Source organism: Pseudomonas vancouverensis (assembly GCF_004348895.1).
GTDB lineage: Bacteria > Pseudomonadota > Gammaproteobacteria > Pseudomonadales > Pseudomonadaceae > Aquipseudomonas > Aquipseudomonas vancouverensis.
Genome location: NZ_RRZK01000028.1, coordinates 187,183 through 205,961 on the forward strand (window position 1 = coordinate 187,183; position 18,779 = coordinate 205,961).

General features: G+C 59.5%; 14 protein-coding genes and 1 pseudogene. 6 read left to right on the top strand and 9 right to left on the bottom strand.

Annotation, left to right across the window (positions count from 1 at the left end; genetic code table 11):
* Nucleotides 1–3 precede the first annotated feature (3 nt).
* From EIY72_RS19920 to cobA, 5 genes and pseudogenes are all read left to right on the top strand, one after another.
* A pseudogene (locus EIY72_RS19920) lies at nt 4–1,672 on the top strand (bifunctional protein-serine/threonine kinase/phosphatase).
* 290 nt (nt 1,673–1,962) lie between these two features.
* Complete coding sequence (gene nirB / locus EIY72_RS19925) at nt 1,963–4,416, top strand: nitrite reductase large subunit NirB (RefSeq protein WP_093217509.1); 2,454 nt, start codon at nt 1,963–1,965, stop codon at nt 4,414–4,416.
* Nucleotides 4,413–4,730: a nitrite reductase small subunit NirD gene (nirD, locus tag EIY72_RS19930; RefSeq protein ID WP_093217504.1), complete on the top strand. Its 318-nt coding sequence runs from the start codon at nt 4,413–4,415 to the stop codon at nt 4,728–4,730. Before nirB ends, nirD begins: the two co-directional genes overlap by 4 nt.
* Nucleotides 4,730–7,447 carry a nitrate reductase gene (locus EIY72_RS19935; RefSeq protein WP_093217500.1) on the top strand — a complete coding sequence of 906 codons (2,718 nt, stop codon included), beginning with the start codon at nt 4,730–4,732 and terminating at the stop codon, nt 7,445–7,447. Before nirD ends, EIY72_RS19935 begins: the two co-directional genes overlap by 1 nt.
* A gap of 10 nt (nt 7,448–7,457) precedes the next feature.
* A complete protein-coding gene (gene cobA / locus EIY72_RS19940) occupies nt 7,458–8,237 on the top strand; it encodes a uroporphyrinogen-III C-methyltransferase (protein WP_093217497.1) in 780 nt (259 codons plus the stop codon).
* A 75-nt stretch (nt 8,238–8,312) separates the two neighbouring features.
* Here the strand turns inward: cobA and EIY72_RS19945 are convergent, their stop codons facing one another.
* From EIY72_RS19945 to ppsA, 8 genes are all read right to left on the bottom strand, one after another.
* The gene (locus tag EIY72_RS19945; protein ID WP_093217492.1) at nt 8,313–9,362 is read right to left on the bottom strand and encodes an OmpA family protein; all 1,050 of its coding nucleotides are present in this window, start codon (nt 9,360–9,362) and stop codon (nt 8,313–8,315) included.
* Between the two features lie 107 nt (nt 9,363–9,469).
* Entirely contained in the window at nt 9,470–10,060 is a 591-nt protein-coding gene (sigX, locus tag EIY72_RS19950) for an RNA polymerase sigma factor SigX (protein ID WP_081501652.1), read from the bottom strand.
* Between the two features lie 89 nt (nt 10,061–10,149).
* Nucleotides 10,150–10,974: a mechanosensitive ion channel family protein gene (locus EIY72_RS19955; protein ID WP_093217488.1), complete on the bottom strand. Its 825-nt coding sequence runs from the start codon at nt 10,972–10,974 to the stop codon at nt 10,150–10,152.
* A 2-nt stretch (nt 10,975–10,976) separates the two neighbouring features.
* A complete protein-coding gene (locus tag EIY72_RS19960; RefSeq protein ID WP_008048593.1) occupies nt 10,977–11,225 on the bottom strand; it encodes a hypothetical protein in 249 nt (82 codons plus the stop codon).
* Between the two features lie 63 nt (nt 11,226–11,288).
* Nucleotides 11,289–12,284, bottom strand: coding sequence for a zinc transporter ZntB (locus tag EIY72_RS19965; RefSeq protein WP_093217484.1), 996 nt, complete (start codon nt 12,282–12,284; stop codon nt 11,289–11,291).
* A gap of 25 nt (nt 12,285–12,309) precedes the next feature.
* Nucleotides 12,310–12,801, bottom strand: a complete 492-nt coding sequence (gene rraA / locus EIY72_RS19970; RefSeq protein WP_093217480.1) for a ribonuclease E activity regulator RraA — start codon at nt 12,799–12,801, stop codon at nt 12,310–12,312.
* Nucleotides 12,802–12,938: 137 nt separating this feature from the next.
* Nucleotides 12,939–13,928 carry an alpha/beta fold hydrolase gene (locus EIY72_RS19975; protein WP_093217476.1) on the bottom strand — a complete coding sequence of 330 codons (990 nt, stop codon included), beginning with the start codon at nt 13,926–13,928 and terminating at the stop codon, nt 12,939–12,941.
* A gap of 123 nt (nt 13,929–14,051) precedes the next feature.
* Entirely contained in the window at nt 14,052–16,427 is a 2,376-nt protein-coding gene (gene ppsA / locus EIY72_RS19980; protein ID WP_093217471.1) for a phosphoenolpyruvate synthase, read from the bottom strand.
* Nucleotides 16,428–16,601: 174 nt separating this feature from the next.
* Between ppsA and ppsR the strand changes: the two genes are divergently transcribed.
* Nucleotides 16,602–17,420 carry a posphoenolpyruvate synthetase regulatory kinase/phosphorylase PpsR gene (ppsR, locus tag EIY72_RS19985; protein WP_093217468.1) on the top strand — a complete coding sequence of 273 codons (819 nt, stop codon included), beginning with the start codon at nt 16,602–16,604 and terminating at the stop codon, nt 17,418–17,420.
* A gap of 116 nt (nt 17,421–17,536) precedes the next feature.
* On the opposite strand, the gene prpF is transcribed toward ppsR, so the two are convergent.
* Nucleotides 17,537–18,730 (bottom strand): 2-methylaconitate cis-trans isomerase PrpF, encoded by a 1,194-nt coding sequence (prpF, locus tag EIY72_RS19990; protein WP_093217464.1) that lies wholly within the window; start codon nt 18,728–18,730, stop codon nt 17,537–17,539.
* Between the last annotated feature and the right edge of the window lie 49 nt (nt 18,731–18,779).

An 18,779-nucleotide genomic window follows, 5' to 3' on the forward strand; every position in this document is an offset into this window, starting at 1 on the left:
TCGATGAGCCTGCAACTGAGTTTCGCCGAAGCCAGCGCCATCGGTCCTCGTGAGGAAAACCAGGATGCGCTGCGCCTGGTCACGCCAGCCCCGGCACTGGCGGCGAGCAAAGGCTACCTGTTCGCCATTGCCGACGGCGTCAGCCAGTGCGCTGATGGTGGCCTGGCCGCCCGTTCAACGTTGCAGGCCCTGGCGCTGGATTACTACGCCACCCCGGAAACCTGGAGCGTCGCGCAAGCACTCGATCGCCTGCTGTTGGCGCAGAACCGCTGGTTGCAGGCCAATGGTGGCGGACAACCGCTGCTGACCACCCTCAGTGCAATGGTCCTGCGTGGCCGGCGTTTTACCTTGGCCCATGTCGGCGATTGTCGGGTGTATCGCTGGCACGCCGATCGGTTGCAGCGAATCAGCGAGGATCACGTCTGGGAGCAGCCGGGCATGCAGCACGTGCTGAAACGTGCGCTGGGGCTCGATCAACATCTGGTGCTGGATTTTCTCGACGGTGAGTTGCGCCCCGAAGAAAGCTTCGTCCTGCTCAGCGACGGCATCTGGGCCGTCCTGGGCGATACCGCCATCGCCGCGATCCTGCGCGATCAGCCAGACTTGCAAAGCGCCGCGCAAACACTGGTCAATGCCGCACACCTGGCGGGCAGCCAGGACAATGCCAGTGCTTTACTGGTGCGGGTCGATGCCCTCGGTGAAGCCAGCATCGGCGATGCGCTGATTCACTTGCAGCAATGGCCATTGCCGCCAGCCCTGAAACCGGGTCAGGCGTTCGAGGGTTGGCAGGTTGAGGGGATCGTTGCACAGAGTCAGCAATCTTTGCTTTACCGGGTTCGCGACAACCAACAACACGCCTGGCTGCTGAAAACGCTGCCGGGACACCTGCACGACGATCACCAGACCGGGCAAGCGCTGCTCTCGGAAGAGTGGTTTCTCAAACGCGTAGCCGGCCGGCACTTTCCTGAAGTCCATGCCGCCAGTCAGCGTCAGCATTTGTACTACGTGATGCGTGAATATTCGGGCGCCACCCTGGCGCAACGGCATGCACAGGGCGGACCGTTGCCGCTGGCCCAATGGCAAGACATCGCCGAGCGCTTGCTACGGGCAGTCGGCCTGTTGCATCGACGGCAGATTCTGCATCGCGATATCAAACCGGAAAACCTGTTGCTGGGGCTGGACGGTGAGTTGCGCTTGCTGGACTTCGGCCTCGCCTACTGCCCTGGTCTTTCCCAGGATCTGCCGTGGACCCTTCCGGGTACGCCCAGCTATATCGCACCGGAAGCCTTTCGCGGAGAACTGCCGACGTCACGACAGGATCTATACGCCGTCGGTGTGACCCTGTATTTCCTGCTCACCGGGCATTACCCCTATGGCGAAATCGAAGCGTTCCAGCGCCCGAGGTTTGGCCAGCCGGTCAATGCCAACCGCTACCGACCGGACCTGCCGGACTGGATCACCCCATAACCTGGAACGCGCCGTGGCAGTGGACCCCGATCAGCGCTTTGAAACGGCGGAAGAATGGTTGCTGCTGCTCGAACAGGGCGAACGCCGCAGTTTGAATATGCGCCCCAAGCCATTGCTGGAACGCGAACCACTGAAAGTCTGGCGGACAGTGGCGCTGCTATCGCTGCTGCTCAACCTGGCGCTGCTGGTGGTCGCGCTCCATTAGCGGGCAAAGCGCGTTGAATCGGTGCATTCCCTCACGGCGCAGCCTCCGCAGGCGGGAGCAAAGCCAATAAACACGGGTTCTGAGCGACTTGGCACAAGCGCTGCATTAACGCTTTCAACAGACATAAAGCGCAGGCTTCAACGACGAAGGCTGCACTTCCCGAGAGAACGGGACCAGGACAAAGGCGTCCTCGCTAGGCAACTAGCGGGACGCCTTTTTTTGTTTGCGCAACATTTGTCGAGCGTGGCCTGAACCCTGATGAGGCAAGCCTGAGCTCCCCGGAGAAGCTGATGAAAAAACTAAAACTGGTGATGATCGGCAACGGCATGGCCGGGGTCCGGACCCTGGAAGAATTGCTCAAACTGAGCACTGAGCTGTACGACATCACGGTCTTCGGCGCCGAACCGCACACCAACTACAACCGCATCCTGTTGTCGCCGGTGCTGGCGGGTGAACAGACCTTCGAAGAGATCGTGCTCAACGACCTGAGCTGGTACCTGGACAACAACGTCAAACTGCTGCTCAATCGCAAAGTGGTGGAGATTGACCGGGTCAAGCGCCGGGTCATCGCCGAAGACGGCAGCGAAGCCGAATACGACCGCCTGCTGATCGCCACCGGCTCGACACCTTTCATCCTGCCCATTCCCGGCAACACCCTTGAGGGTGTGATCGGCTACCGCGATATCGCCGACACCCAGGCCATGATCGACACTGCGAAAACCCACCGGCACGCCGTGGTGATCGGTGGCGGCCTGCTCGGCCTGGAGGCTGCCAACGGCCTGATGCTGCGGGGCATGCACGTGACCGTGGTGCACATCGGCGAGTGGTTGATGGAGCGGCAACTGGACAAAACCAGCGGCCAGCTACTGCAAACCGCCCTGGAGACGCGCGGCCTGCACTTTCGTCTGAGCGAACACACCCAGGCCCTGCACGACGCGGGCAACGGCCGGGTCGGTTCGGTGCAGTTCAAGAACGGCGACATCATCCCCGCGGACCTGGTGGTGATGGCCGCCGGCATTCGCCCCAATACTGAACTGGCGGAGAAATCCGGCATTCCGTGCAACCGCGGGATTCTGGTCAACGACACCCTGCAAACCTACGACCCGCGGATCTACGCCATCGGTGAATGCGCCAGCCATCGCGGCATTGCCTATGGCTTGGTAGCCCCCCTGTTCGAACAGGCCAAGGTCTGCGCCAATCACCTCGCGCAACTCGGTTTTGCCACCTACAAGGGCTCGGTGACCTCGACCAAACTGAAGGTTACCGGCATCGACCTGTTCTCCGCCGGCGACTTCATGGGCGGCGAAGGCACCGAGACCATCACCCTTTCCGATCCGATCGGCGGGGTCTACAAAAAACTGGTGATCAAGGACGATGTGCTGGTCGGCGCCTGCCTGTACGGCGACACGGCAGACGGCGGTTGGTACTTCCGCCAGATCCGTGAGAACCATGCCATCAGCGAGATCCGCGATCACTTGATGTTTGGCGAAAACGCCTTGGGCGACGTGGGACACCAAGGCCAGGACAAAGCCATGAGCATGGCCGACGGCGCCGAAGTCTGCGGCTGCAACGGCGTGTGCAAGGGCACCATCGTCAAGGCGATTCAGGAACACGGACTGTTCAGCGTCGACGACGTCAAGAAACACACCAAGGCCGCCAGCTCCTGTGGCTCCTGCGCAGGTCTGGTGGAGCAGATCCTGATCAACACCGTGGGCGGCGCGGCAGACGTCAAGCCGAAAAGCGAAAAGGCCATTTGCGGTTGTAGCGACCTCAATCACGGACAGATCCGCCAGGCCATCCGCGAGCAGCACCTGCTGACCATCGCCGGCACCATGAGCTACCTGAACTGGCGCACACCCAATGGCTGCGCCACCTGCCGGCCGGCACTCAATTACTACCTGATTTCCACTTGGCCGGGGGAAGCCCGGGACGATCCGCAATCGCGCCTGATCAACGAAAGAGCCCACGCCAACATCCAGAAAGACGGCACCTACTCTGTCGTCCCGCGGATGTGGGGCGGCGTGACCAATCCTTCGGAGTTGCGGCGTATTGCCGACGTTGCCGACAAGTACAAGGTGCCGATGGTCAAGGTCACCGGAGGCCAGCGCATTGATTTGCTGGGCATCCGCAAACAGGACCTGCCGGGGGTCTGGAAAGACCTGGACATGCCGTCCGGCCATGCCTACGGCAAATCCATCCGTACGGTGAAAACCTGCGTCGGCAGCGAGTTCTGCCGCTTTGGCACGCAGAACTCCACACAGTTGGGTATCGAGCTGGAACATGACCTCTTCAACATGTGGTCGCCGCACAAGGTGAAACTGGCTGTCTCCGGCTGCCCGCGCAACTGCTCGGAAGCCGGCATCAAGGACGTAGGCATCATCGGCGTAGACTCCGGCTGGGAGATGTACATCGGCGGCAACGGCGGGATCAAGACCGAAGTGGCGGAGTTCTTCGTCAAACTGAAAACCGCCGAAGAAGTCCGTGAATACAACGGCGCATTCCTGCAGCTCTATCGCGAAGAAGCCTTTTACCTCGAGCGCACCGTGCACTACCTGCAGCGGGTTGGCATGGACCATATCAAGAAAGCCGTGCTTGAAGACCCGGAGCGACGCAAGGCGCTCAACGATCGCCTGCAATTCTCGCTGTCGTTCGAACAGGACCCGTGGAAGGAACGCCTGGAACAGCCACAGCTGAAAAAAGAATTCGACGTCATCCCCGTGAAAAACCTGGAGGTGCTGGCATGAACTGGCTGGATATCTGCGCACTGGATGAAATCAATACCCTGGGCTCGCGGATCATCGCCGGCCCAAAGGGTGACATCGCGATTTTTCGTACCACTGACGACGAAGTGTTCGCCCTCGACGACCGCTGCCCGCACAAGGGAGGGCCGCTGTCCCAAGGACTGATCTACGGCAAACGGGTGGCCTGCCCGCTGCACAACTGGCAAATCGATCTGCAAAGCGGCGAAGCCCAGGCCCCGGATGTCGGCTGTGCCCATCACCACCCGGCGCGGGTCGAAAATGGCCGAGTGATGCTGGCCCTGCGGGACGCAGGCTGATGGACCGTCAGATCACCGCGTCCACCTGCTGTTACTGCGGGGTTGGCTGCGGGGTGCTGATCGAGCATAACGGCGAGCGCATCCTCGGCGTCAGCGGCGACCCGGCACACCCGGCCAATTTCGGCAAATTGTGCAGCAAGGGCTCGACCCTGCACTTGACTGGCGACGTGACGGCGCGGGCACTGTATCCCGAACTGCGCCTGGGCAAAGGCCTGGCCCGCCACCGCAGCGACTGGGATAGCGCCCTCGATCACGCTGCCAGTGTCTTTGCCGCGACCATCACCGAACATGGCCCGGACAGCGTGGCGTTCTACATTTCCGGGCAACTGTTGACCGAGGACTACTACGCCTTCAACAAGCTGGCTCGCGCCCTGGTGGGCACCAACAACATCGACAGCAATTCGCGCCTGTGCATGTCTTCGGCGGTGGTCGGCTACAAGCGCAGCCTGGGTGCCGACGCGCCTCCCTGCAGCTACGAAGACCTGGAGTTGAGCGATTGCGTGATGATCGTCGGCAGTAACATGGCCTACGCCCACCCGGTGCTGTTTCGTCGGCTGGAGGAAGCCCGATCCCGCCGGCCGCAGATGAAAGTCGTGGTCATCGACCCACGTCGTACAGACACCTGCGACCTGGCTGACCTGCACCTGGCGATCTTGCCTGGCACCGATGTCGCCTTGTTCCATGGGATTTTGCATCTGTTGCTGTGGGAAGACTGGATCGACCGCGATTTCATCAGGGACCACACCGAGGGTCTGGCTGAACTGAAAAGCCTGGTGCGCGACTACACGCCGCAAATGGTTTCGCAGCTTTGCGGAATCAGCGTCGAGCAATTGCAGCAATGTGCCGAATGGATCGGCACATCATCCAGCTTTCTGTCGCTGTGGTGCATGGGGCTGAATCAGTCCACCGCTGGCAGCGCGAAAAACAGTGCGCTGATCAATCTGCACCTGGCCACCGGGCAGATCGGTCGTCCCGGTGCAGGGCCTTTCTCCCTCACCGGTCAGCCCAATGCCATGGGCGGACGGGAAACCGGGAGCTTGTCCAACCTGCTGCCCGGTCATCGCGATGCCGCCAACGCTGAACATCGTGCCGAGGTGGCCGCTTACTGGGGCGTTGATCAACTGCCTGAAAAACCCGGGCTGACCGCGATCGAGCTGTTTGAGCAGATGGCCAACGGAAAAATCAAAGCCTTGTGGATCGCCTGCACCAACCCCGCGCAGTCGCTTCCCGATCAGGCCACCGTGCGCGCGGCACTGCAGGCCTGCCCATTCGTTGTCTTGCAGGAAGCCTTTCGCACCACGGAAACCGCAAGGTTTGCCGACCTGCTGTTGCCCGCCGCCAGCTGGGGGGAGAAGGAGGGTTGTGTGACCAACTCCGAACGGCGCATCTCCCATGTGCGCCAGGCCATCGCCGCGCCGGGTGACGCGAGACCGGATTGGGCGATCACCGTGGATTTCGCACAACGCCTGGAAAAATACCTGCGTCCGGGTCAAACCAGCCTGTTTGCCTTTGATAACCCTGTACAACTCTTTGATGAATACAAACAACTGACTCGCGAACGCGATCTGGACCTCTCCGGTATCAGCCATGCACTGATCGATCGTCTGGGCCCGCAGCAATGGCCTTTCCCTTCGGGTGCCGTCGAGGGCACGACACGTCTGTATGTCGACGGGGTATTTGCCACGGCTAACGGCCGTGCGCAGTTCATCGCCGACCCGTATCGCGCCGCCAAAGAGCAACGCGATGCACGTTTCCCGCTGACCCTGATCACCGGTCGTCTGCGCGATCAATGGCACGGCATGAGCCGCACAGGCACCGCCGCTCAGTTGTTCGGTCATGTCAGCGAGGCTGTGTTAAGCCTGCATCCCGAAGAGCTGCGTCGGCATCGACTGCAAACCGGTGACTTGATCAGCCTGAAGAGTCGTCGTGGCGCAGTGATTGTGCCGGTCGCCAGCGATGACAGCGTGCGTCCGGGCCAGGCCTTCTTGCCGATGCATTTTGGTGATCGTTTCCTCAAAGGGGGTGCGAACAGCCTCACCCTGCCCGCCTTCGACCCCCTGTCGAAACAACCGGAACTCAAACACAGCGGTGTGCGCCTGGAGCCGGTGCAATTGTCGTGGCAGCTTTTCGCGTTGATCGAGGGCAACGTCCAACAACACTTCGAGACACTACGACCCCTCTGCGAGGCGTTTTCCTACGTCAGCCTCAGTTTGATAGGTCGAGAACGCCCTGCGTTGCTCATACGCGCTGCCAGCGCCGCTGCGCCTGATCCACACCTGCTGCACGATATCGATCAATGCCTGGGGCTGAACGACGGACCGGTCCTGGCCTACGACGATCCCAGACGTGCCATCGGCAAGCGCGTGCGGATCGAGAACGGCCGAATCACCGCTATCCGCCTGGCGGGGGAAACCCTCGCTCGACACTGGCTGCAAAACCTCTGGCTCGAGGGTCGTGCCGATGAACAGCTCAGGCGCTGGCTGCTCGCCCCCTTGAGTGCGCCACCTGGTCAAATCGACGCCGAAGTGATCGGCAATAAAACCTTGTGTAACTGCAAAAACGTCAGTCAGAACGCGGTTTGCACCGGTATTCGCCGCGGCCTGGACTTGCAAGGTTTGAAACAGGAATTGGGTTGCGGCACGCAATGCGGCTCCTGCGTCCCGGAAATCAAGCGTTTGCTGGCCGCCCAAGCGCAGCCGCAAGCTGCCATCTCGTGAGGAAAACACTATGAGCGCAAAAGTCTGGCTGGTGGGTGCAGGTCCCGGCGATCCCGAGCTGCTGACCCTCAAAGCCGTACGGGCGTTGAGTGAAGCGGATGTGGTGCTGATCGACGATCTGGTCAACGACGCCGTGCTGGAGCATTGTCCCGGTGCGCGGATTATTGCGGTGGGTAAACGCGGTGGCTGTCGTTCGACGCCGCAGGCCTTTATCCATCGCCTGATGCTGCGTTATGCCCGTCAGGGAAAATGCGTGGTGAGGCTCAAGGGTGGCGACCCGTGCATCTTCGGACGTGGTGGCGAAGAAGCGCAGTGGTTAGGCGAACGGGGTATCGAGACTGAATTGGTCAACGGCATCACGGCCGGGCTGGCAGGCGCCACGCAATGCGCTATTCCATTGACCCTACGCGGTGTTGCACGCGGGGTGACGCTGGTAACCGCCCACACTCAAGACGAAAGCAGCCTGAACTGGCAAGCGCTCGCCCAAGGTGGCACCACACTGGTGGTCTACATGGGAGTGGCAAAGCTCTGCGAGATTCGTGAGCAACTGCTGGCGGGGGCAATGCCGGCAGAAACGCCGGTAGCAATGATTGAAAATGCATCACTGGCGCATCAACGGGAATGTCGCAGCACCCTGATGGCAATGGTGGAAGATGCCTGCGCCTTCGCGTTGAAAAGCCCGGCGATCCTGGTGATTGGCGCAGTCGCAGCCAATCCTTCCTGTGCTAGCGACCCTGCTCGTCAAGGGGCTCTATTCAGCGTCGCCCACGTTGGCAGTCAACACGCCTGACGCTTCTCTCTTCGCCCAATCGCAGGCAAAGAAAAGCCCGGCCTAAGCCGGGCTTTTCTCAGTACTGCAATCCAATTACTTGGACTGAGCTTCAACCTGCGCTTCTACGCGACGGTTAACAGCACGACCAGCTTCAGTCTTGTTGTCAGCAACTGGGCGGGATTCGCCGTAGCCAACGGACTGAACGCGGTTTGCACCAACGCCGTACTGGTTAACCAGAACTTGTTTAACGGCGTTTGCACGACGCTCGGACAGTTTCTGGTTGTACGCGTCTGGACCAACGTTGTCGGTGTGACCTTCAACAGTGGTGGTGGTCGACGGGTACTGCTTCATGAAGTCAGCCAGGTTCTTGATGTCAGCGTAGCTGTTAGGCTTGACGACCGACTTGTCGAAGTCGAACTTAACGTCCAGCTCAACACGAACCACTTCAGCAACTGCCGGGCAGCCATCAGCGTCAACAGTTACGTTGGCTGGGGTGTCTGGGCACTTGTCAACGTTGTCGCATACGCCGTCGTTGTCGCTGTCGGAGCAGACTTCAGCCGGAGCTGGAACTGGAGCTGCAGCAGGCTTGCCGCCGCCACCGAAGTTCACACCCAGACCTACGGACGGGATGTAGTCCCAACGGCCGTTGTCCAGCTTGTAGTCAGCTTCTACGCCAGCACGAGCGTAAACGTTTTCAAGGAAGTAGTACTTCAGGCCAGCGCCAGCAGTCAGGAAGGTCGACTGGTCACGACCAGTGTGGCCGTCAGCGGCTACGTTGGTCATGCTGCCGTGCTTAACACCACCTTGAACGTAAGGACGCAGAGCGTCGCCAGCGTTGTTGAAGTGGTACTGAGCGTTCAGACCGAACTGATCGCCTTCGATTTTCTGGTGGCCAGTACCGTCGTTCGAACGGGTGTGGTCATCGTTGTTGTAGGTCAGGTTCAACGACACGTCGTCGGTCAAGAAGTAACCGATGGAGGCGCCAGGAGTGTAGCCGTCTTCAACGTGATTAACGCTGTCGTTGTACTTCTTCCCGTAGTTGAGCTCGCCTTCAACTGCGCCTTGGCCTTGTGCCAACGCGCCGAACGAAGTAGCGGCAATAAGAGAACCAATGGCCAAGCCCAAGGTGTTTTTCAGTTTCATCCGTTAAATCCCCATCTGGTGATTGTGAAGCAGTCCCGCAAACCGGGGGACAACTCGGCGGCAAGTCTAACAGAACTTGCCTAAGCGTAAGAGATATTTGCGCTGAACTAAGTTTCAGCAATGCCTGCAAATTTCTCGCGCAATTTATCTAGAGCGCGTTTGTACCGCATTTTTGTTGCACTCAATCCCATGTGCATGATGTCTGCGATCTCCTGAAACTCCAGCTCTGCGACAAATCGTAGCACCAGAATTTCACGGTCAATCGGGTTCACATACACCAGCCAGCGATCGAGTCCACCCTTTTCCTCAGGTTTCGGCGCCTTTTCTTCGGACGCCTCCTCGAGGGGGTCAAGACTCAAAGCATCCATCAAGCGACGCTTTCGCCGTTCCTTCCGATACTGCGTAATACATTCGTTGTACGTGATGCTATATAGCCATGTCTTGAACTTGGATTTGCCTTCGAAGTTCTTCAGGCCATACAGCACCTTTAACATGACTTCCTGACAGACATCGTCGGCGTCGCGATCGTTCCCAAGATATCGTGCACACACGTTAAATAATGTTCGTTGGTACCGCCGCATCAGTTCTTCATAGGCGCGCGTTACGTGAAACAGCTCGGTATGCGAGCGCGCGACCAACTCCTCATCAGAGAGCTCGCGGGGGTCGTAGCGCATGGATAGCGATTGGGTTTTATTCAAAACAAGTCGTGCCGACAGTCAGGTCAATGTCCGCCGCAGCCAGCTTCAGCGGCATTTTGCGGCGGCATACATTAGCAGGGTTTGCCGGGTTAGCGGCTACTCACATGCTGCTCAAGGAGGATCCGATTGGAAAGAGAGACTAGCTCACCCTCATCGGTCAGCAATGTGGTTTTAACCGTGCCGATCTCCTCGATCTGGCCTTCGACCTCGCCAACACGTACTTGTTGCCCAACCTGATACAACTCACGCACATAGATTCCCGCAAGAATCTGACCGGCAATTTCCCGGCTTCCCAAGCCCATGGCCAGCGCAATCGCCAGACCAACGGTTATCAATACGATCACGATCACATGGTTGAGCAGGTCAGTCTTGACCTCCAACTGACTGATCGCCACCGAAATGCTGATGATGATCACCAGGCCCTGGGCAATCCGCCCAAGCCCTGAAGCATAGTCCAGTCCTACACCTTCTGCCGCCCCGCGCACCAGGCCGTTGGCCAGTTGTGCCAGCAATACACCGACGAGCAGCACCAGCGCTGCACCGAACACTTTCGGCAAATAGAGCGCCAACATATCCAGCGTAGCTGAAACTCGCTCAAGTCCAAGGGATTCTGCCGCCGAAACAAGAAAAATCAGCAGAACGAACCAATAGACGATCTTGCCGATCAAGGTCGAGATCGGCACTTGAATGCCGGCGCGAGACAGCAGCTTGGTCAAGCCGGTACCGCCCATCAGGCGATCCAGGCCCAGCTTGGCCAGCAATTTGGAGAGCAGCGTGTCCAGCAGCTTGGCCACGACAAAACCCAGCAGCAGCACTACCAGTGCGCCGAACAGGTTCGGAATGAAGTTCGCAACCTTGGTCCACAACGCAGTCATTGCAGTGACGAGGCTCTGGGTCCAGAGATCAAGTTCCATATTCAATCAGCCTTATCAGCGGTACGAGCTGCAGGTTTACGTAGACGGGAGACCGGCGCCACGTGGGCCGAGCCATTATTGAGGGCGATCATCAGCGCGGGCAGCCAACGGCCCAGGAGACTGAACAAATCACCGGCGCCGACCTGGCGGTTGGCGGTTTTCAGCACACGCCCAAGGCACGCATCGTCGTCCCGGGTGGACGGTGAGGCGTTGAGCATGTCGCGCAAAGACTGTTCAAACGGATCGTGCATACGCACCTCTCGTGATGTCTGTGAAAGACGCGGCCAGATTTGCTCGGGTCACATGGCGCTCCTTCAGACCCAACGCAAACGGCGGAACAACCACCATTGTCCCACGGCGACCGCGACCATCATCGAGCAGGCAATCATGAAACCGTAGGGGCTACCCGAAAACGGAATGCCACCGACGTTGATGCCCAGCAGACCGGTGAGAAAACTCATCGGCAAAAAGATTCCGGTAATGACCCCGAAGCGATACATCGTGCGATTCATGCGCACGCTCAAGCGCCGGTCTTCGGCCTCAAGGACCAGCCCCACCCGCTCCCGGGTCAGCTCCAGCTCTTCAAGATAACGCGTCAGGCTGTTGTTGAGCTCGTTCCAGTAATCGCCATCATCGTCGACAAACCAGGGCAGTTTGATCCGCGTCAGCTGACCAAAGATATCCCGCTGCGGAGCGAGAAAACGCTTCAACGCAGCAGCCCGGCGACGGATCTGCAAAATGGCGCCGTGTTCGGGTGCATACCGTTCGTCGGCATCCAGCTTTTCTTCTTCCTCATCGACCACTTCCGAGAGATCGCTGACCAGATCCTGCACCTTGTTGGTGAGGTACTGCGCCAGGTAGAGAATCAGTTCGGAGGCGGTTTTCGGCCCCTTGCCGTCCGCCAGTTGCACCAGTAATTCATCGGTCGCGCGCAATGGGCGCAACCGCAGCGAAATCACTCGTTGTGCAGAGCCAAAGATCCGCACCGAGACCATATCTTCAGGCTCGGCGCCCGGATTCAAATTGACCCCGCGCAAAAATAGCAGCAATTCGCTGTCGGAAAGCTGTAAGAGGCGCGGTCGGGTGTTTTCTTCGAGCAACAGATCGCAGCTGAACTCGCTCAATCCGCTGGATCTGCGCAACCAGGTCTGGGTTTGCGGATGACCACGATCCCAGTGCAGCCACAGGCTTTCATGCCCCTGCAGCTGCAAGTCATCGAGTTCAGTCCGGGCTATCGAACGCGCACCGCCTTTTCCGTCCAGCACCAGGGCGTGTACCAGCCCCCATTGCGCGTTTTCTTCCTCGAACATCCGCACTCCTCTGATTGACGACGCTTTATTCAGGCATCTTCAGCGGGCTTGGCGAGATGATCACGCCATTGTTGTCCGCATAAACGTAGTGACCTGGATGGAAGGTCACGCCTGCAAAAGTCACCGCGACATTGAGATCGCCGATGCCGCGCTTGTCGGTCTTCATCGGGTGGCTGGCCAGCGCCTGAACACCCAGGTCAGTTTGCGCAATGACATCGACGTCACGGATGCAACCGTAGATGACCAGGCCTTCCCAGCCATTCTTCGCGGCTTTCTCGGCGAGCATGTCGCCCAGCAACGCGCGACGCAGAGAGCCGCCGCCATCGACCACCAGGACCTTTCCATTACCCTTGAGCTCGACCTGTTCCTTGACCAGCGAATTGTCTTCGAAGCACTTGATGGTGACGATTTCGCCGCCGAAGGAATCACGGCCGCCGAAATTGCTGAACATCGGCTCCAGCACCTGCACGAGTTCCGGGTAGGCATCGCACAGATCAGGCGTGAGGTAATGGTTCATCGAGAAACTCCTGTAAAGAGAAGGGCAGCACGAACACCAGTGATGGTTCAGTCATTGAAAATGACCAGAACCGCTCAATCCGTCATATCTTAGCCGCAAGCCGATCAGAGCGAAATGCCCTTGTTAGAGCGTCCAGCTTAGATCGCTGTGGCCAGATCGGCTTTTTCTCCCAGCAACGGCGTTTGCTGATCCAACAGCCAGCGCGCTACCAGCGGCCAGACTTCAGTCTGCGCGGCTTTGCTGACGAGCATTTCCACATGACCGAAATTGTCGGCAAATCCTTGCTCACGCCCAAGGTTCACAAACTGCTTGTGCTCCGAACCCAGCTGATCAAACAACTTGCGACAGGCCCAGGCCGGATCCTGATGATCGCCTGCGGCAGTCACGGCGAGCACCGGTAGCTTGACCTCGGCCAAACCGGCCCACCAATCCTTCTTGCCATCGCCAAAGCGTCCGAACAGCCCGTACCAGCGCATGCTTTCCAGGGCCAGGCCGATTGGCTCGTCCTCGGGGCCACGCTTGAGCCGCGAACCGGACAACTGGGCAAAACGCTTGAGAATGAAGCGACTACCCCACTCCACCGGCGGGATTTTCAACGGCCAATAGGTGCGACTGACTTGGGTGCCGAAAAAAGCCGCCGACGCCACCACCGGCTCACCGATGTATTCACCGCCCAATGCGGCTGCCAGGGTGATGCCACCCAGGGAGTGGCCAATCCAGTGCGGAATCTGCCCGCTCTGTTCGCGCACAAAGGCGCCGATGGCGGGCAGATCATATTGCGCGTAATCGGCAACACGGTTCTTGCGGTAAGCCTGGTTGCGCCGGGACAAACCGTGACCGCGCATTTCCGGAATCCACACGTCGTACCCCAGGCGCGCCAGATAGGCGCCCAATCCCAGGCCTTTTGGTGAGAACCAGAAGCGCCGATTGGAAAAGCTGCCATGCAAGAGGATCACCGGCACACCGCGCGAGGCAGGCTCGTCGGCCATGCCCAGGCGTGTCACCGCCAGTTCGACGCTGATGTCAGGGCTGTTTGCAGGTTTCAAACGATAGACATCTTCGCTCAGATCTCCGCGCCGTTCGGCACTGATCAGAGCGACAGGAAATAGGTTGCTGCTGCTTTGCATAGTCTCTTGCACAAAAAAGGGCGGCATCCTGTTGGAGCCCGCCCTGCTTGAATCTCTAAAGGCTGAGATCAATGTGGGAGCGAGCAAGCTCGCTCCCACAGAAAACAGCCCGTTTTCACACAATCAAGCCGAAGCCTGACCCTCAGCCAGGAAGAACCAGGTTTCCAGCACAGTATCAGGGTTCAACGACACGCTTTCGATGCCCTGTTCCATCAGCCACTTGGCCAGGTCCGGGTGGTCCGAAGGCCCCTGACCGCAGATGCCGATGTACTTGCCGGCCTTGTTGCAGGCGGCGATGGCATTGGCCAGCAGCTTCTTGACCGCCGGATTCCGCTCATCGAACAGGTGCGCGATGATACCGGAGTCACGGTCCAGGCCCAAAGTCAGCTGGGTCAGGTCGTTGGAGCCGATGGAGAAACCGTCGAAGAACTCAAGGAACTCTTCCGCCAGGATGGCGTTGGATGGCAATTCGCACATCATGATCACGCGCAGGCCGTTGTCGCCACGAGCGAGACCATTTTCAGCCAGCAGGTCGACGACCTGACTCGCTTCGCCCAGGGTACGGACGAACGGCACCATGATTTCAACGTTGGTCAGGCCCATCTCGTTGCGCACGCGCTTGAGGGCGCGGCATTCGAGTTCGAAGCAGTCACGGAACGACTCGCTGATGTAACGCGAAGCGCCGCGGAAGCCCAGCATCGGGTTTTCTTCTTCCGGCTCGTAGAGCTTGCCGCCGATCAGGTTGGCGTATTCGTTGGACTTGAAGTCCGACAGACGCACGATGACCTTCTTCGGATAGAACGCCGCCGCCAGGGTGCTGATGCCTTCCACCAGTTTCTCGACGTAGAAACCGACCGGATCGTTGTAGCCGGCGATACGCTTGTCGACGCTTTCCTTGATGTCCAGCGGCAGGCCGTCGTAGTTCAGCAGCGCTTTAGGGTGCACGCCGATCATGCGGTTGATGATGAACTCCAGGCGGGCCAGGCCCACACCGGCGTTCGGCAGCTGAGCAAAGTCGAAGGCACGGTCCGGGTTGCCGACGTTCATCATGATCTTGAACGGCAGCTCCGGCATGGCGTCCACGGAGTTCTTCTTGATGTCGAAGCCCAGTTCGCCCTCGAAGATGTAACCGGTGTCGCCCTCAGCGCAGGAAACGGTGACGCCCTGACCGTCTTTCAACAGTTGAGTGGCGTTACCGCAACCGACTACCGCCGGAATGCCCAGCTCACGAGCGATGATCGCTGCGTGGCAGGTACGACCACCACGGTTGGTGACGATGGCGCTGGCGCGCTTCATGACCGGTTCCCAGTCCGGGTCGGTCATGTCGGACACCAGTACGTCACCTGGCTGGACCTTGTCCATCTCGGACACGTCCTTGATGATGCGCACCTTGCCCGCGCCGATGCGCTGGCCAATGGCTCGACCTTCCACCAGCACGGTGCCGGTTTCCTTCAACAGGTAACGTTCCATGACGTTGGCCTGGGTGCGGCTCTTCACGGTTTCCGGGCGGGCCTGCACGATGTACAGCTTGCCGTCGTCACCGTCCTTGGCCCACTCGATGTCCATCGGGCACTGGTAGTGCTTCTCGATGATCATCGCCTGCTTGGCCAGCTCGCTGACTTCAGCGTCGGTCAGACAGAAACGCGCGCGCTCAGCTTTATCCACGTCGACAGTCTTGACCGAACGACCGGCCTTGGCCTCGTCGCCGTAGATCATCTTGATGGCCTTGCTGCCCAGGTTGCGGCGCAGGATCGCCGGGCGACCGGCCGCCAGCGTGCCTTTGTGGACATAGAATTCATCCGGGTTCACCGCGCCTTGTACGACGGTTTCACCCAGGCCGTAGGCGCCGGTGATGAACACCACGTCACGGAAGCCCGATTCGGTATCGAGGGTGAACATCACGCCGGCGGTGCCGGTTTCGGAACGGACCATGCGCTGTACGCCGGCCGACAGGGCCACCAACTTGTGGTCGAAGCCCTGGTGCACGCGGTAGGAAATCGCGCGATCGTTGAACAGGGAGGCAAACACTTCCTTGGCGGCGCGAATGACGTTTTCAACGCCACGGATGTTCAGGAAGGTTTCCTGCTGACCGGCGAACGAGGCGTCCGGCAGGTCTTCGGCGGTGGCGGAAGAGCGCACGGCCACGGCCACGTCGGGGTTACCGGCGGACAGCGCAGCAAACGCGGTGCGGATTTCGCTGTTCAGCTTTTCAGGGAACTCGGCTTCCATGATCCATTGACGGATCTGTGCGCCGGTCTTGGCCAGGGCATTCACGTCGTCGACGTCCAGGGCATCCAGAGCATCGTGAATCTGCTGATTCAAGCCGCTCAGTTCCAGGAAGTCACGATAAGCCTGAGCGGTCGTGGCGAAGCCACCGGGCACCGAAACACCGGCACCTGCAAGGTTGCTGATCATCTCGCCCAGGGATGCGTTCTTGCCCCCCACATGCTCAACATCGTGTTTGCCGAGCTTATCGAGGGAAACTACGTACTCTACCAAGGTGATCTCTCCACTAACTGTATTGGAAAAGCTCAGGAACCGGCTGCTCGGGGGAGCATCTGCCGGCTGTATGGCCTGGACCTGGAAAATAAGTGAGAATGCCGGCCATTGGCGGCCTGCAAATCGCGCCTATCATATCCAAGAATCGTCACTAGCTTAAGGCCCAAGGTGCAAATGAAACGATCTGCTTTCTTCATCTCCGATGGCACCGGCATCACTGCCGAAACCCTGGGTCAGAGCCTGTTGGCACAATTCGAAAACATTACCTTCAGCAAATTCACGCGACCGTACATCGACAACGTGGAAAAAGCGCGGGCAATGGTACAACAAATCAACAAAGCCGCCGAAACAGACGGCTTCCGGCCGATCATCTTCGACACCATCGTCAACCAGGACATTCGTGAGATTCTGGCAACGTCCAATGGTTTCATGATCGACATTTTCTCGACCTTCCTGGCACCGCTGGAACAGGAGCTGACCGAGCATTCTTCCTATACCGTCGGCAAGTCCCATTCCATCGGCACCAACTCCAACTACATGGAGCGTATCGAGGCCGTAAACTTCGCCCTCGACAACGACGACGGCGCCCGCACTCACTACTACGACAAGGCCGACCTGATTCTCGTCGGCGTCTCGCGCTGCGGTAAAACCCCGACCTGCCTGTACATGGCCATGCAGTTCGGCATTCGCGCCGCCAACTACCCGCTGACCGAAGACGACATGGAGCGCCTGCAATTGCCGGCCGCCCTGCGCGCCCACCAGCACAAGCTGTTCGGCCTGACCATCGATCCGGACCGCCTCACCGCGATCCGCAACGAGCGCAAGCCCAACAGCCGCTATTCGAGCTACGCCCAGTGCGAATTCGAAGTGCGCGAGGTGGAAAACCTGTTCCGCCGCGAAAACATCCCGCACATCAACTCCACGCATTTTTCCGTGGAAGAAATCTCCGCGAAAATCCTTGTGGAGAAAGGTGTGGAGCGGCGCTTCAAGTAAACCTGTGGCGCTTGAACGGGCCTCATCGCGAGCAAGCTCGCTCCCACACTGGATTTGCGTCGAACACAAATACCGCGTTCACCGAAAATCCAGTGTGGGAGCGGTTTTGGGTGATCTTAAAAAGAATCGCCCGGCACTCGCACAAAACCTTCCATCAACACCCGCGCACTGCGGCTCATGATGGCTTTGTTTACCGTCCATTCACCGTTGACCAGGCTGGCTTCAGCGCCGACCCGCAGAGTGCCCGACGGGTGACCGAAGCGCACCGCGTTGCGCTCGACACCGCCCGCCGCCAGATTGACCAGGGTGCCATTGATCGCCGCCGCCGTGCCGATGGCCACAGCCGCCGTGCCCATCATGGCGTGGTGCAGCTTGCCCATCGACAGCGCACGCACCAGCAGGTCGACATCACCCGCTGCAATCGCCTTGCCGCTGGACGCGACGTAATCCGCGGGCTTGGCCACGAACGCCACTTTCGGCGTGTGTTGACGCTTGGCCGCTTCATCGACATTTGAAATCAGGCCCATGCGCAAGGCGCCATAAGCACGAATGGTCTCGAACATCTGCAAGGCTTTCGGGTCGCCGTTGATCGCGCCTTGCAGTTCGGTGCCCTTGTAGCCGATGTCTTCGGCGTTGACGAAAATCGTCGGGATGCCGGCATTGATCATGGTCACCTTGAAGCTGCCGACGCCCGGTACTTCCAGGTCGTCGATCAGGTTGCCGGTGGGGAACATCGAGCCACTGGCGCCCTCTTCTTCCGCCGCCGGATCGAGAAACTCGAGCTGCACTTCGGCGGCCGGGAAGGTCACACCGTCGAGCTCAAAATCGCCGGTCTCCTGCACTTCACCGTTGGTGATCGGCACATGGGCGATGATGGTCTTGCCGATGTTGGCCTGCCAGACGCGCACCACGGCAACGCCGTTGTGCGGAATGCGGCTGGCGTCCACCAGACCGTTGCTGACGGCGAACGAACCGACCGCGGCCGACAGGTTGCCGCAGTTGCCGCTCCAGTCCACGAACGGCTTGTCGATGGACACCTGGCCGAACAGGTAATCGACGTCGTGATCGGCCTTGATGCTTTTGGACAGGATCACGGTTTTGCTGGTGCTGGAGGTTGCCGCGCCCATGCCGTCGATTTGCTTGTCGTACGGGTCGGGGCTGCCGATCACACGCAACAGCAAGGCATCACGGGCCGGGCCTGGCACCTGGGCGGCTTCGGGCAAGTCCTTGAGGCTGAAGAACACGCCTTTGCTGGTGCCGCCGCGCATGTAGGTGGCGGGGATTTTGATCTGGGGTGCGAATTGAGCCATGGCGCTCTTTACTCCTAACCTGAAAACAGACACGGGACTCGAGGTCCCG

Coding starts and splice junctions, on each gene's coding strand:
- ppsR (WP_093217468.1), top strand. CDS start 16,602: ATGAAACGATCTGCTTTCTTCATCTCCGATGGCACCGGCATCACTGCC.
- EIY72_RS19960 (WP_008048593.1), bottom strand. CDS start 11,225: ATGCACGATCCGTTTGAACAGTCTTTGCGCGACATGCTCAACGCCTCA.
- nirB (WP_093217509.1), top strand. CDS start 1,963: ATGAAAAAACTAAAACTGGTGATGATCGGCAACGGCATGGCCGGGGTC.
- EIY72_RS19975 (WP_093217476.1), bottom strand. CDS start 13,928: ATGCAAAGCAGCAGCAACCTATTTCCTGTCGCTCTGATCAGTGCCGAA.
- cobA (WP_093217497.1), top strand. CDS start 7,458: ATGAGCGCAAAAGTCTGGCTGGTGGGTGCAGGTCCCGGCGATCCCGAG.
- EIY72_RS19965 (WP_093217484.1), bottom strand. CDS start 12,284: ATGTTCGAGGAAGAAAACGCGCAATGGGGGCTGGTACACGCCCTGGTG.
- EIY72_RS19935 (WP_093217500.1), top strand. CDS start 4,730: ATGGACCGTCAGATCACCGCGTCCACCTGCTGTTACTGCGGGGTTGGC.
- EIY72_RS19955 (WP_093217488.1), bottom strand. CDS start 10,974: ATGGAACTTGATCTCTGGACCCAGAGCCTCGTCACTGCAATGACTGCG.
- EIY72_RS19945 (WP_093217492.1), bottom strand. CDS start 9,362: ATGAAACTGAAAAACACCTTGGGCTTGGCCATTGGTTCTCTTATTGCC.
- nirD (WP_093217504.1), top strand. CDS start 4,413: ATGAACTGGCTGGATATCTGCGCACTGGATGAAATCAATACCCTGGGC.
- prpF (WP_093217464.1), bottom strand. CDS start 18,730: ATGGCTCAATTCGCACCCCAGATCAAAATCCCCGCCACCTACATGCGC.
- rraA (WP_093217480.1), bottom strand. CDS start 12,801: ATGAACCATTACCTCACGCCTGATCTGTGCGATGCCTACCCGGAACTC.